The sequence below is a fragment of the Sorangium sp. So ce327 genome, from assembly GCF_051530205.1.
GTDB classification, from domain to species: Bacteria; Myxococcota_A; Polyangia; order Polyangiales; family Polyangiaceae; genus Sorangium; species Sorangium cellulosum_B.
Genome location: NZ_CP150330.1, coordinates 3,212,364 through 3,225,330 on the forward strand (window position 1 = coordinate 3,212,364; position 12,967 = coordinate 3,225,330).

A 12,967-nucleotide genomic window follows, 5' to 3' on the forward strand; every position below is an offset into this window, starting at 1 on the left:
TCCACCCGAAGCGCTACAGGCTGCTTGATTTCCAGCGCCACCCGCGCGACCTCCCTGCGCGACAGCTCCGGCGTGAGCGTCGCCCCATGCTCAACCGGCCGGACAGGCGCGAGCAACGATACGAGCTACGAGCGTGGTGATCGACCCTCGCGGTGTCTTGGGCGCAGCCATGCGCACGTGTGGCTGCGGGTGCGTGTGGTGTGGGCGAAAGAAGGAGGTGATAGCGGAACGGTCGGGAGTGCGGGCGCCGGAAGCGTGCTACGCGGTTTCGTGAGCTCTCGAAGGGCTTGCATTTGGCACACAGCGTCAGACTTCGACGCGCCGGGTCTGGCGGGAGGATTGAAGCTCTCCCCGGAGGGGGTCGACTCCTTGCCGGAGAGTTGAACTTCGATCTGGAGGGGGTCGACGAGGGGGTGGCCGGGCCAGGTCGGAACGGGCGGCCGGATACACCGGAATGCGCAATGCAGGATTCCATCTGGGCGAAATTTCTGAGACGAGCGGCTGTGATGCTCAACCCCCGTCTGCGCTTCACAGGCTGCGAGTAGGGCGGCGCTGCCGAGAGCGTGGTGGTGGAGTACTTACCCCAGGCTGCCGGAATGATGGAGCCGCCCAAAGACGCCATCAGACGCCAAAAGACGCCAAGATTATTAAATTTTTGGCGTCTTATGGCGTCTTTGGGCGTCTGATGGCGTCCAGACGAACTCTTTCAGGCTGCGGAGCAGATCATCTTCGGTGAGCGTCTCACGAACCCGGATCGCGTCCGCGATGAGGCTCGATTCTTCCTTGGTGAGATCGTTCGAGCGATAATCCGCGGGAACGTCCGAAAGCGCGGCGCAGCTCTCGAAGTTCTTCTCGATGAGATCGGCAGACCTGGACTCCGGCCCGCACATCAATCCATCCTTGGGTAAAGCCATCAGCGCTTTGAACTGGCGAGCCGCGGCGATGCAAAGCTCAGCGTCGACAAGGATTTCGCTTTTTCTGCACCGTTTCAGCTCCACCTCGAGCTCATCCACGGTGGCCGCTCGTTCGGGAGTGTCCCGTCTCTCTTCCCCCGGAGGAGCCTCGGCCGCCGAGGCGGTCGCTCGCGGCTCCGAACGGGCTGCCAGTTCTTCTCGACATGCAGCGAGCTCTCTCCGGTCTCTCCGCAGCCCGGGATCCGAAGCAGGATCCGCTCCCTTCTCCTTCGATGGCGGCTTCCCGTCCAGGAGGGACCTGCCGACCAGTACGCCAGCGCCAAAGGCAGGGACGAGCAGGAGCGTCGCTCCGAGAACACGAATGGCATTCCCCGTTTTCTTGGCGTTCTCCGTCACGACCGGCCCTCTGCTCCAGCCTGCTTCTCCTCCATGGCGCGCGCCTCATTCAGCGCGAACAGCCGGTCGATCAATGCGTCCTCGAACGCGCTCCGCGCCTGCCGCTCTCCCGGGGTCGCGGGCTCCGCGCACGGGGGGACCTCCACGTCGTCGAAGCCGTAGGCCGCCAGGACGGCCCGGTCCATCTCCTCGTGGAGGGCGCGCAGCTCGACGATGCTCGGCTCCTTGCATCTTGGGTCCTTGATGAGGTTGTACGTCTCCGTCAGCCCCAGCCACGACGCCAGCATCCACCGCGCGCGGGCCTCATAGAGGCGCTCGCCGGCGGCCTCGACGCGGCCGCCCTCGGCGAGGTGGTCGGGGCGAGGGAAGGGGAACGTCTCCACGCAGTCCGACGGCGCGTACCGGAGGCCCTCTCCCATCGTCGAGGAGAGCAGCCGCGCCCACGTCTCGTGCGCGCGCGACTGGAGGACGGCGAAGCGCGCATGGTCGTCGATCGCGAACACACACAGCTGGTCCGAGAACGTCCGGCCCGCGGGCTGGAAGGCGAAGCACAGGTGCTTCGTCACCCGCGCCGCGACGAGGCACCGCTCGAGCGGCGCGATCTTGCGCCGGAGCTCGGGCCGCGTGTTGGCGAACTGCCACCAGCGCGCCCGGTGGCCCGCGTCGATGCCGGTGCCCTTCAGGCGATCCCGCGCCGGCTTCACCCGGGTCCGCACGATCGAGAGCAGCGCGGGCCACCGGCCGGCCTCCTCGAGCCCGCGCTCGCCGAAGTCGATCACGTGACGGTGCGGGCTGTGCGAAGGGGACGAGTTGACCTCCTCGCCGCCGAGGAACGGGCGGAGCACCTCGCCGGCCGCAGGATCGCCCGCGAGGAGCGCCCGCGCCTCGCCGTCGGTCAGGACGAAGCCGTCGCCCCGGAGGAAGCAGCCGATGAAGCACAGATCCCGGCTGGCCCCGAGCGGGCGCGGGTCGGGGCGCTCGGGCATCGCGCGCAGGTGCGAGTTGATGTGGCTCACGGGCACGCCGTCGAGCCGCGGCGGCGGCAGGCCGTCGCCCGGCGACATGCCCAGCGCGAGGTGGACGACGGCGACGTGGACCGCGGCGTCTCCTGGCCACGGGACGCTGCGCACGGCGTGGTAGATGACCGCGCCCCCCGCCTCGACGAGCGGCCTGAGGCCCGAACGCCGGGTGTCGCCCTGAGCTATCGTGTTCGTGGCGATGAGCCCCACCGTCCCGCGGCGCCCGAGCAGCGCGGCCGCGCGGCGGAAGAAGTGGGCCGCCAGATCGGTGTTCTTCGTGGCGCCGTGCAGCTGCTCGAGCCACGCGGCGTAGAGCTCGCCGTGATCCGTCGAGATCCGCTTCCCGCCCAGGAACGGCGGGTTCCCGACGAACGCGCCGAGCCGCGCCGGCCGCGGATTGCGGGTGCTGCCGGGCTCGTCCGGACGCGGCCCCTGGAACACCTCCGGGAGCTCCAGCGGCCAGTGGAACGCAGGCAATGGCGGCGGCCCCCCGGGCGCCCCCTCGCGGAGCGCCCGCTGCATCGACAGGAGCTCTTCCGAAGGCGGACCGCCGCCTCGGAGCCACGCGATCGCGAGCTCGGCCCGCCGGTCGCGCTCCTTCAGCCGGTCACGGTCCTTCTCGTGCGCGAAGAACGCCCCCACGACGAGGTCGCCGAGCAGCCGCGCCCGGGCGATCGCCTCGTCCGCCGCCTCGGCGAGCCGCGCTCGCCGGCGCGCAGCGTCGCTGTCGTAGCCTTCCGGGACGCCCGGCCCACCGGGGTTTCGCAGGCTCGCCGGGAGCTGCGCGCCGCCGCCTTCCGGGACGTCCCTCCCTCCCGGGTCTCGCAGGCTCGCCGGATGCTCTGCCTCCTCGGCGAGCCGCCGCCGCAGCTCGAGCGCCCGCGCCACCGCGGCGTCGATCGCCTCGCACAACGGCGGCGCCGGCGCCGCGGGCTTCCAGTGGAAGCCGCGCAGCTGGGCGAGGTCGAGGCCGACGAGCGAGTCGCCGTGCCGGAGGGCGTGATCGACGAACGTGAACGGCTCGTCCTGCGCGCGCGTCACGAGCCAGAGCGACAGCCTCGCCAGGCTCACCGCGAAGGGGTTCTTGTCGGCGCCGTAGAGGCAGCGCCGCGCCACGAGCCGCCGCGCGTGGCTCACGGCGCCCTCGCCCGGCAGGGCGAGCCGCGCCGCCGCCGCCCCGTCGCCGCGCGCGGCCTCGCGCGTCCAGGCGGCCACCACCTGGTCGGCCAGGTACCGGCACGCCTCCATGAGGAACGCGCCGGAGCCCATCGCCGGATCGCAGATCGCGAGCCGGAGGAGCGCCTCGGACGCGGGCTCCTCGCCCAGCTGCCGGAGCAGCGGCTCGAGCGTCCGCGCGACGATCGGCGCGGACAGGCTCCTCGGGGTGTAATGCGAGCTCGTCCGCCGCCGCTCGGCGATCGGCTGGAGGAACAGCCGCCCCGCCCCGAGCACGTCGGTCTCCCTGGCGCGCAGCGGTCCGAGCGCCTCGAGGACGCTGGCCGCGGTCTCGGCGGCGACGAGCGCCCCCCCGAGCCTCGCCGCCTCCCGCCGCGAGATGCCCGCCCGCTCCGCGAGCCACGCCGCCCGCCGCGCCGTCGGCTGCGCGAGCGCCTCGGCCGCGCCCACCCAGACCCTGTCGGGCCGGAGGCACACCGTCGGCCCGGCCGCGCGCTCGACCCGGTAGCCCATGAGCGCCTCGTAGAGGCCGCCGAGCTGCTCGACGTCGATCGCCCGGTACGACAGCGGGCGCCCGTCCAGCACGAGGAGCCGCTCGAGCACCGCGTGCACCGTGCCGTCGTCCACCGACGGCGCGCGCGGCGCGCGTGGCGCCGCGGCGTCGTCCAGGGCCGCGTGCTCCAGGAACGGGTATCGCTCGGGGTCGAAGAGCTGGCCTCCCCGCGCCGGCAGGGTCAGCTCGGGGCGGCGGAGCCCGTGGAAGATGGCGCGGAACAGCGCGACGAGCCGTGGCCACGCCCCGAAGCGCCGCCGCAGCGCGCCCTGGCGCGCGCCGCGCTCCGCCGCGAGCTGCTGGAACAGCGGGCGCACGCCGAGGTGCGCCGCGTAGTACGGGTCCGAGGCCGGCAGGAGCCCGCGGTCCTCCGCGTGCAGCACGAACACGAGCCGGAGGATCGCGGTGAGCAGGCCGCCGTGGAGGTGCTCCGGGCCGCGGGCGAGCGCGTCCTCGATCGCACCCGCCCCGTCGCGCTCGGCCGCGTCCTCGAAGCCGCGGAGCAGGACGCCGAGCGCGTCGAAGGCCCGCTCCGCGAGCGCGCCCGCGACGTCTGCCTGCTGCGCCCTGCTGTCCCCGGGGACGGGCTGATCCATGCCGAGCGCCCGGAGTGTACGCGAGCGCCGGGCGCTTTGCTGCAGGTTCTACCTGCGCGCGGCCTTCAGGGCTTGATCTTCGCCGCGAGCGCTCGTGCGACCGCCGGCCTCGCCTTGATCGCCTGCTCCCAGCGCGCGAGGTTCGGATAGGGCTCGAGCGCGACCCCCATGCGCGCGGCCCCGGAGATCCACGGAAACGTGGCGATGTCCGCGATCGAGTACTCGTCAGCGAGGTACTCGGACTCGGCGAGACGGCCGTCGAGCACCTTGTAGATGCGGTCCTGCTCGTTCTGATAGCGCTCGATCGCGTAAGGGATCTTCTCTGGCGCGGCGCTGCGAAAATGGCCGAGCTGGCCGAGCATCGGCCCTACCGCGCCCATCTGGAACATCAGCCACTCGATGACGCGCGACCGGCCCGGCTCGCTCGCGGGCAAGAGCTTGCCCGTCTTCTCGGCGAGGTAGATGAGGATCGCGCCCGACTCGAAGACGGTGACTGGCCCGTTCGGGTGGTCGTGATCCTGCAGCGCGGGGATCTTCCCGTTGGGGTTGATGCGCAGGTACTCCGGCGTTTTCTGCGCGCCGGACCCGATGTCGATGGGCTTGATCTGGTAAGCGAGCCCGAGCTCCTCGAGGAGGATGACGGGCTTGTAGCCGTTCGGCGTGGTCCACGTGTACAGGTCGATCATCTGGTACTCCCTCCCATCCGCGGGGCCCCCGGCACCCGTCCCGGGTGCTGCGGGGATGCTCCCCGGGTGACCCGCGAAGGTCAAGCGAGGGCTGAACGGTCCGCGCGCAGCACGTCGATTTCACCCGAACGAACTCGCGCGAGCGAGGCGCCGTGCGCGCCCAGCACGCCGCCGATGTCGCGGCTGGCGCCGTCTGGGTGGCCCTCGCCGACGCCCAGGACCAGGTGTCCGGAAACTCCTGATGAGGCGGCTGCGGTATCAGCCTGGCGCGATGCCTCCGGCTGCGCGCCCGCCGGGCGCCCTCCGGGCGCCCCCGGCCCGCCGGAAAGGCGGCGACTGCGCCCGGTGTCAGACGGATCTACCCTGCGGCGCCGCACAGCATTTGGGCCTTGCGGCGCAGAGCCGGTCTGTGAGATTTTTCGTGGGGGACGCCTCAAAAGGCGACGCGCTAGACAGACCTGGTTCCGCGGCTTCGGTTGACCGATCGACGGATAGTTGGGCAGGCAAGACGGCCGCGCCAGAGCAACATGACCATCTCCACCGGAATGCTCCTTTTGACCGTTCGAGAGCGAAGATGCTGAGTCTCACGAGTGCTCGATGGTCAGAGCTGGAGCACGCATACGGTGCTGCTTCAGATGTTCCAGAGTTGTTGCGCAAACTCGATGGCTTGCCCGCTGCGGAGGGAGAGCAAGAACCCTGGTTCTCACTCTGGAGCTCCCTGGCGCACCAAGGGGACGTTTACTCGGCTTCTTTTGCTGCAGTCCCCTACGTGGTGAAAGCGCTGGCGTCCGCTCCGGCCTCTGCCGATTTCACGTACTTTCAGTTTCCGGCTTGGGTGGAGATCTGTCGAGCTAAGAAGAGTATCGCAGTTCCAGAGGATCTTGCCCCGGCTTACTTCGACGCGTTGTCACAGTTGCCATCTCTTGTCGCGGCGGCGGCATCAAGACCTTGGGACGCTAACTTCCTTTTGTGTGCATTGAGCGCCCTCGCCGCTTCGAAGAACCAGCCGGCCGTCGCGGAAGCGGTGCTCGAACTGTCCCCGGAAACGGCAAACGAGTTCATGGAATGGTTGGGCAGCCGCTGATCGACCAAACAACGCGCTGCAGCCGACGCGCGAAGTCGGACGGCGAGAAGCCGGCTGACCAGGTCGTTGCTGCTGATGTGGCCCTCGCTCCGCTCGGGACCACGCAGAAGAACGCCAGTCGCCAGGCAGACACGGCAACCCCGCAGGAGGTCCCCGCATGCCCTTCGAAATCCCTCCGCCCCTGCTCGAACGCCTGCGCGCTCGACGTCTTGAGCAACGTCAGCTGCGGGCGACCCGCAGTGCTGCCGGCGCGCCGCGCGCGCAGGCGGGCGGCAACTTCATCGATTCCATTCGACGCCTCTTCTCCGGAGCTTCTTCCGTCGATCAGGCGGCCGGACGGTACGTCGCGGCCATGAACTCTTGGCAGGACGAGGTTGAAGACAAGTACGACGCGTTCCTGCTCGACCCCGGCATGGGACCGATGACCTACCTGACCTCCGACGGCCGCGTCCTCGAGGACCTCCGTGGCTGGGACGGCGATGAGATCGTCGAGGTCGGCGGTTTGCACGCACATTCCGCGCTGATCGCCGGCGCCCGGAAGACGGGCATCGTCGAGCTCCTCGAGCTGATCCCGCAGCCACCTCCGGGGTCGTCGGTCTGCTCGACGTGCGACGGCAAACGCATCGCTGAACCGGCCCCCGGATTCGGAATCGAGCTCCCCTGCAACGAGTGCGACGCGCGCGGGTGGATCGATGCTGGCTGACGCCCGGAGTGGCGCCGCGCTCCACGCCTCGCGCGCGGGTCGAGCCGAGCGCCTCACCGGCGAAACACGCGTGACGCCCTTGACGCCCTTGACCAGAGAACCGGTTTGCTCTTCGTTTTCCCCGACCATGAAGCTCGTCATCCGCTCCGCTGGCGTCTGGGGGCATCCCAATCTCCGGACATGGGCGCCCGACGATCCCGACGCGTTCGCCGAGCTCGTGATGCTGGACATCGGGCCCAGAAAGGGGGCGGGCGCGGACTCCTTCACCCTCAGGGTGGCCACGCCCGCCGGGCTGGATCGGCTGGAGGCTCGCGATGGCATCCTGGCCACCCGCCCCCTGCTCGTGATGCGCCGGTACGACTTCGACGATCTCTGGCGCTGGCTCGAGCAGACCGTCGCGTCCTGCGAGGCCGAGACCTGGCCCGCCTGCGTCGAGAACCTCCGGCGCTACTTCGCCTGGGAGTACGAGAGCTACCGGGAGCCCTGACACGGCGCGCGCTCCCCTGTTCGCCCCCGCTGCGCGCCGCAGCGCCGGCGCTCGGCGCGCGGCGGCTCCTCCGGCCCGGCCGCCCTGCCGGCGCTCGCGGCCCCCGGAGAGGCAGCGATCGCCGCCCGTGTCAGGCGCACCTACGCCACCGCGCTGGACACCATTTGCGCCTTGCGGCGCAGAGCCGGTCTGTGAGATTTTGTGTGAGCGAGGTCCCAAGAGGTGACGAACTGGACAGCGCTGGTGCCGCGGCTTCGGTCGAATCTGCTGACCTTTGCGCCGCTTGTCCGAGGGCAGAGAAATGAGGCTGACAATCTTTCTGGAGGAGTACGCGAAGCACACGGCGCTCAACATCGGGCAAGTGATGCAGGGCGTCCGGTACTTCTACTCTCATCCGGACTGTGATGAGGTCGCGCCGCGAGGGACGTTCAAGCACTGTTTCTTGTCGATGTCCCTTCGAGCGAGGCGAATCGCGAACGACCTCTTCTTCTCGGCCATTCCACCCCACTGGCATCACACGCCGGAGGAGCTCCGCGGGATGCGACCGATCCCGATCAAGAAGTGGTTCTTCTATGGATATTCAGCCTGGCAATTCGACGAGTCCGGAGAGGTCAGAGCGGACCTCGACGGGAGAGAGGATCGAAGATGGGATCCGCGATGCCAGAAGCCACAGACTTGACGGGTCGAGCGCCTGACGACGGCATGCTGTCGGCGGGATCCCGGTCGAGCACGTCCACGTGAGCGCCCCGGCGGTGCTCGATTGAGGCCGTTCGCCATGAAGGTACAACCCTACAAGCTCGGTTCGCTGGCACCCGATGACCGCTGGGTCGAGCATCGATACCCGGACGCGTGGGATCTCCAGCGCACCACGGGCCCCGATCGCCTGGTGCTCGCGCCGGCCGAACGCCAGATCGACCTCATCCTCGATCTCCTGCGACCGTTGCCGGCGCCGTTCGGTGTTCTCCACGTGCTCGTGGTGTCCCGCTGCGGCAACGCGGCTGCGCGGCGGCAGGAACCAGCCCCGATGCAGTTGCGAGACGTGGCCGGCTTTCTTCGCGAATTCGAAGAGTTCTTCGAGCGCGATGGCCGCCATCACGTCTGGGTCACGTCGTTGCCCTCGCAGAGCACGATCGTTTACGACAACCACAACCTTGTCTACGCGTACGGCCCGCTCGAGCAGTTTGTCGGCCATGCTGAGGCGCGCGGCCTGGCGCGGCGCGCGATCGAGATCCCTGTCCCGCACCATCACTGCTTCAATCTCGAGTATGACGACGCGGAGGCAGCGCTGCTCGATCGCTTCGATTGGCTCGAGTTTCCGCTCCAGCCCGGAGACGACCCGTGATCGCGGTGGCTCTCGGTGTCGCCGACGCTGGCCGACCTGGGCCTGCTGCCGATGAGAGGGTGAGCGCGCGTCCCCGCTCGCGGCAGAGGCCCCGTTCGGCAGGGAAGGGGAGGCGATGCTTTCTTGGGCTGAAGTGAAGCGGCTGATCTCGCAGATCGTCGGCCCGCGGCTGGTCGATCTCGGGTTCCACAACCCGGGCCGTGCCATGTGGCGGCTTCGCCCGTACTTCGTCGACGTCGTCTGGTTTCATTGCCCTCGCGCCGGCATCTTCCAGGTCGAGTTTGGCTGTGGGCTGCGCAAAGCCGTCCGGAACAATCCGGCTCCGTGGCATTGCCAGTTCCGCGCGCAGCCGGGGCATTCGTTCAACTGGGAGGAGATCCCCTGGTCGTTTCGCCTGTCGGAATCGGAGCAGGTCGAGGTCCTTCGGCTGCTCGCCCCTCGGGTCGTGGCAGCCGCACGGCGGTGGTTCGCTCACTTCGAGACGATCGACAGCGCCATCCGCGCGCTGGAGAGCAATCCGTTGTCGGGGCCGCGGAATGTAGCGCCCTGCGCCCCAGGTAGCCCCGCCTACAACGAAGCGATGTCCGAGCTGCGCGCCGCGGCGGCCGGCGTGGCCGGACAACCCGCTGCGGCGGACGAGGCCGGGGCTCTGCACCGCCCTCGCCGCTGAGCGCGAACGTTGTCGCTCGCGATGAGCGGCGCGCGTGCCACCGCGTCGTGAAGTGAGCAGCTGCGGCTGCTCTCCCCCCTGGCCGCGGACGGCTACGGGGAAGGCCGCGGCCTGCCCTCGCCGGCGCCGAGCGCGCCGGCCCCCGCGGGCTCGCCCTGCGACGCGAGCTCGTCGCCGCCCACGAAGAACGAGATGTACTGCGACGATCGAGGCTCCGGCGCGGCGCTCACGGGACCTCCGCGCGCGCGGAGGCGGCCCGATCCGCGCCCCGCGGCCGAGAGCGCTCGAGCTCGGCGTCCTCGTGCAGCGCCGCGGGGGAGCGCAGGGCCCCGTTCGTCCTGGCCCGGGCGAGCGTCGCGAGCACGGCGGCGCCGTTCGAGGCGCCCGGCGAGGCCGCGGAGCCCTCCCGGGAAGGCGGCGGGAGGCGCCGCGCGCCCGCGCCGGGGGCGCGCGGCACGCGGGGGCGCTCGGGGAACGCGAGCTCGTCGCCCACCTGGAAGAAGCGCAGCATGCCCGAGAGCGCGTCCGCCTGCGCCGCGAGCTCCTCGGCCGTGCTGGCGAGCTCCTCGCTGATCGCGGCGTTGCGCTGCGTCACCTCGTCGACGCGGCGCATGGTGCTGTTCACCTGGCCGACCGCGTCGGCCTGGTTGAGCGAAGCGATCGCTACCTCCTGCGTGAGCGCCGAGGTCCGCCGGATCGAGGGCGCCATCTCCTCGATCAGCTGCCCCGAGCGATCGGCGACCTGCACGCTCGCCGACGCGAGCGCGCCGATCTCCTTGGCGGCGGCCTGGCTCCGCTCCGCGAGGCGGCGGACCTCGCTCGCGACCACGGCGAAGCCGCGGCCGTGCTCGCCGGCCCGGGCCGCCTCGATCGACGCGTTCAGCGCGAGCAGGTTGGTCTGGTACGCGATCTCCTGCACGATCGAGACCTTCTCGGCGATGTCGCGCATCGCGGCCACGGTGCGCTGGACCGCGGCGAGGCTCTGCTCCGCGGCGGCCGCGGCGCCGGTGGCGAGCTCGCCGGTCTGCTGGCTGCTCTTGGCGTTCTTCTGGATCGAGCCGCTCACCTCGAGCGGCTTGATGACCGCCCTGCCCTCGCCGTCGAGCGAGTCGACGACGAGGCCGGCCTGGCCCCCCCTCGTGGGCCACCACGACCACGCTCTCGCGGGCCGGCGCAGGCCGCGGCGAACATCTGCATGAGCGCGGCCCGCTCGGCATCCATCGCGATCACAGGGGCTGGATGGCCGCGCTGCCGTCGTCCGTGCGGAAGATCAGCTTCCGGCCCTGGCTGCCGCCCGTGTCCTGCTGGACGACCCGGATCCCGGCGGCGCGCAGCACCATGACCCCGACCGCCACGTTCTGGTGTCCGAGGTGCGAGTCCCGCTCCCGGAAGGCGGAGATCATGCAGGCGCCGCCGACGATCCGGGCCTGGAGCGAGCGGGGCGTGGCGCCGAGGGCCGCCAGACGATCGAGGAGCTGCTGAAAGGCGGTGTCTCCGAAGCGCCCGAGCGGCAGCGTGAGGTTGGGGCAGCTGGGGAGCACGTAGTGGTTCATGCCGCCCACGCCGAGCGCCGGCTCCCAGAGGCAGATCGCGACGCACGAGCCGACGATCGTGGTGATGATCGTCGGCTCGCCCGACGCGAAGACGTTGCCCGGCGTGAGGTAGTGGGGCTGCGGGCTGCTCGGGGGGGGCGCGCTCAGCCGCGCTCGTCCAGCGCCGTACCGCTGCGACGGGGGCTTGAGCATCGTCATCGCATCTCCAGGGCGCCGCAGCGCTCCCGCCCCGCGCAGAACGGCCCGGCCGCCAGCGTGCCGAGCGCTTCGAGGAGACCCTTGTCGATCGGCCCGAGCTCGGGTTTCTGCGAGAGCAGGCGGAAGACGGCGATGACGCCGACCACGCGCTCGTCCACCGTGAGCGGGACACAGGCCATGACGTCGCCCTCGCCGCGCGCGCAGGGGGCCTGGGGGGCGGCCGGGTCGGTGCCGAGCGCGGCGCCCTGCCGGAAATACGGCTCGATCCGCCGCGCCACGCGCCCCACGATGCCCTCTTCCGGCGCTATCAGGACGGCGGACGACGGCGCGACGCCGTAGGCCGCGACGACCCTCGCCGCCCCGCTGTTGTCGATCTCGAAGACGGCGATCTCCTCGGAGCCGACGAGGTTCGCGATGATGTCCTGGAGGGCGCGGCACGCCTCCTCCCGGGTCCGGAGCGGCAGGAGCCGGCGGCTCGCGACATAGAGGTTCGCGAGCTGCGAGCGCTGCTGTTCCTCCTCGGCGCATCGATCGGCGGCGAGCGCGAGCGCCGCCTCGGCGCGGACGGCGCGGGCCTCGAGGCGCCCGCGGGCCCTCCGGACCCGGCCGAGCAGCCGGCCGAGCGCGCGGGCGCGCCGCGCGAGCCGCTTCTTCTGCCCTTCGAGCGCGCTCACGTGCGCTCGTGACGATCGCTCGCGGCGCACCGCCTGCTCCACCCCGCGTTCCGCTTGTCCATCACGCGACATGTCGGTCTTCACCTCATTCGCCTAGACAGCTCTTGACCTTCTCGAGGAGCTCGAGGGAGTCGATGGGCTTCGTGATGTAGTCGGAGCAGCCACAGCGAAACCCCTCTTCCCTGTGCGAGACCTCGCCTCGGCTCGTGACGAGGACAATGGGCGTCTCCCGCGTCGCCTCCTCCGATCGCAGCCTCCGGCAGGCCTCGAATCCATCCATGGCCGGCATGATCACGTCGAGCAGGATCAGATCAGGTCGCTCGGCGAGCGCCCTGGCCACCGCCGCGCTGCCGTCCTTGGCAGTGACCACGTCATAGCTCTTCCGGAGGATCATCTGCTCCATCATCAGGACGGTCTCCGAGTCGTCCACCAGCAGGATTTTCTTTCGAGACACCACCGCCTCCCCTCGCAGGCAACGAAGGCCACTCGAGCGCTCGCCCGCGCGGCTCGCACGCCCCCTCTCCCCAAGGGGCGTCGCCTTTGCCCAAGGTACGATCGGGTCACGCCTCAAGTAAACATCAATCGAGGCAAGAACACTCGGACATACAGCATCTTTCTATTGAGCTGACGGGCTGGCGGGCCGGCGGGTCGGCGCGCCGGCCCCGACCTCCTCGACAGCGCGGGTGCGAGGGCCGGACGCCACCGCGAGAGCGTCGGTGTCTGGCGGAGGCGCAAAGACCCTTTGGAAGAGGACGCAACAAAGCCATCGTGTTGTACGGCCGCTCACGATGTGGGCGGACAGGGCAGAGCTCCGGGCTCCCCTGGGTCGGGAGACGGTGTTCTCTGGTGAGCGCAGGCGCTCAGTTGAAGCGTTCGACGTGGACGTGCCCGCGCGGCGCACGTGCGCCGTGGTCAG

The 12,967-nt window shown here is 70.3% G+C and carries 14 protein-coding genes; 6 read left to right on the top strand and 8 right to left on the bottom strand.

Going from position 1 to position 12,967, the window contains the following annotated elements; translation table 11 throughout:
* Nucleotides 1-647: 647 nt before the first annotated feature.
* The 3 genes from WME95_RS12310 to WME95_RS12320 all read right to left on the bottom strand — a co-directional run bounded on the left by WME95_RS12310 (nt 648) and on the right by WME95_RS12320 (nt 5,340).
* On the bottom strand, nt 648-1,310 hold the full coding sequence (locus WME95_RS12310; protein ID WP_437908567.1) for a hypothetical protein: 663 nt from the start codon (nt 1,308-1,310) through the stop codon (nt 648-650).
* The gene (locus WME95_RS12315; protein ID WP_437908568.1) at nt 1,307-4,654 is read right to left on the bottom strand and encodes a DNA methyltransferase; all 3,348 of its coding nucleotides are present in this window, start codon (nt 4,652-4,654) and stop codon (nt 1,307-1,309) included. Before WME95_RS12315 ends, WME95_RS12310 begins: the two co-directional genes overlap by 4 nt.
* 65 nt (nt 4,655-4,719) lie before the next feature.
* Entirely contained in the window at nt 4,720-5,340 is a 621-nt protein-coding gene (locus WME95_RS12320) for a glutathione S-transferase family protein (RefSeq protein ID WP_437908569.1), read from the bottom strand.
* A 574-nt stretch (nt 5,341-5,914) separates the two neighbouring features.
* Here WME95_RS12320 and WME95_RS12325 point away from each other — a divergent pair.
* The 6 genes from WME95_RS12325 to WME95_RS12350 all read left to right on the top strand — a co-directional run bounded on the left by WME95_RS12325 (nt 5,915) and on the right by WME95_RS12350 (nt 9,626).
* Complete coding sequence (locus WME95_RS12325; RefSeq protein ID WP_437908570.1) at nt 5,915-6,424, top strand: hypothetical protein; 510 nt, start codon at nt 5,915-5,917, stop codon at nt 6,422-6,424.
* A gap of 352 nt (nt 6,425-6,776) precedes the next feature.
* On the top strand, nt 6,777-7,127 hold the full coding sequence (locus WME95_RS12330; RefSeq protein WP_437908571.1) for a hypothetical protein: 351 nt from the start codon (nt 6,777-6,779) through the stop codon (nt 7,125-7,127).
* A 127-nt stretch (nt 7,128-7,254) separates the two neighbouring features.
* A complete protein-coding gene (locus WME95_RS12335) occupies nt 7,255-7,614 on the top strand; it encodes an immunity 8 family protein (protein ID WP_012234832.1) in 360 nt (119 codons plus the stop codon).
* Between the two features lie 301 nt (nt 7,615-7,915).
* Complete coding sequence (locus WME95_RS12340; protein ID WP_437908572.1) at nt 7,916-8,293, top strand: hypothetical protein; 378 nt, start codon at nt 7,916-7,918, stop codon at nt 8,291-8,293.
* 81 nt (nt 8,294-8,374) lie between these two features.
* Nucleotides 8,375-8,956: a hypothetical protein gene (locus WME95_RS12345; RefSeq protein ID WP_437908573.1), complete on the top strand. Its 582-nt coding sequence runs from the start codon at nt 8,375-8,377 to the stop codon at nt 8,954-8,956.
* A 115-nt stretch (nt 8,957-9,071) separates the two neighbouring features.
* Nucleotides 9,072-9,626 (top strand): hypothetical protein, encoded by a 555-nt coding sequence (locus WME95_RS12350; RefSeq protein ID WP_437908574.1) that lies wholly within the window; start codon nt 9,072-9,074, stop codon nt 9,624-9,626.
* Between the two features lie 92 nt (nt 9,627-9,718).
* Here WME95_RS12350 and WME95_RS12355 read toward each other — a convergent pair whose 3' ends face one another.
* The 5 genes from WME95_RS12355 to WME95_RS12375 form a co-directional block, all read right to left on the bottom strand.
* Nucleotides 9,719-9,856 carry a hypothetical protein gene (locus WME95_RS12355; protein ID WP_437908575.1) on the bottom strand — a complete coding sequence of 46 codons (138 nt, stop codon included), beginning with the start codon at nt 9,854-9,856 and terminating at the stop codon, nt 9,719-9,721.
* Complete coding sequence (locus WME95_RS12360; RefSeq protein ID WP_437908576.1) at nt 9,853-10,692, bottom strand: methyl-accepting chemotaxis protein; 840 nt, start codon at nt 10,690-10,692, stop codon at nt 9,853-9,855. The genes WME95_RS12355 and WME95_RS12360 overlap by 4 nt, the downstream gene beginning before the upstream one ends.
* A gap of 160 nt (nt 10,693-10,852) precedes the next feature.
* On the bottom strand, nt 10,853-11,377 hold the full coding sequence (locus WME95_RS12365) for a chemotaxis protein CheD (RefSeq protein ID WP_437908577.1): 525 nt from the start codon (nt 11,375-11,377) through the stop codon (nt 10,853-10,855).
* Nucleotides 11,374-12,051 (bottom strand): GAF domain-containing protein, encoded by a 678-nt coding sequence (locus WME95_RS12370; RefSeq protein WP_437908578.1) that lies wholly within the window; start codon nt 12,049-12,051, stop codon nt 11,374-11,376. The genes WME95_RS12365 and WME95_RS12370 overlap by 4 nt, the downstream gene beginning before the upstream one ends.
* 85 nt (nt 12,052-12,136) lie before the next feature.
* A complete protein-coding gene (locus WME95_RS12375) occupies nt 12,137-12,505 on the bottom strand; it encodes a response regulator (protein ID WP_437299247.1) in 369 nt (122 codons plus the stop codon).
* Nucleotides 12,506-12,967 lie beyond the last annotated feature (462 nt).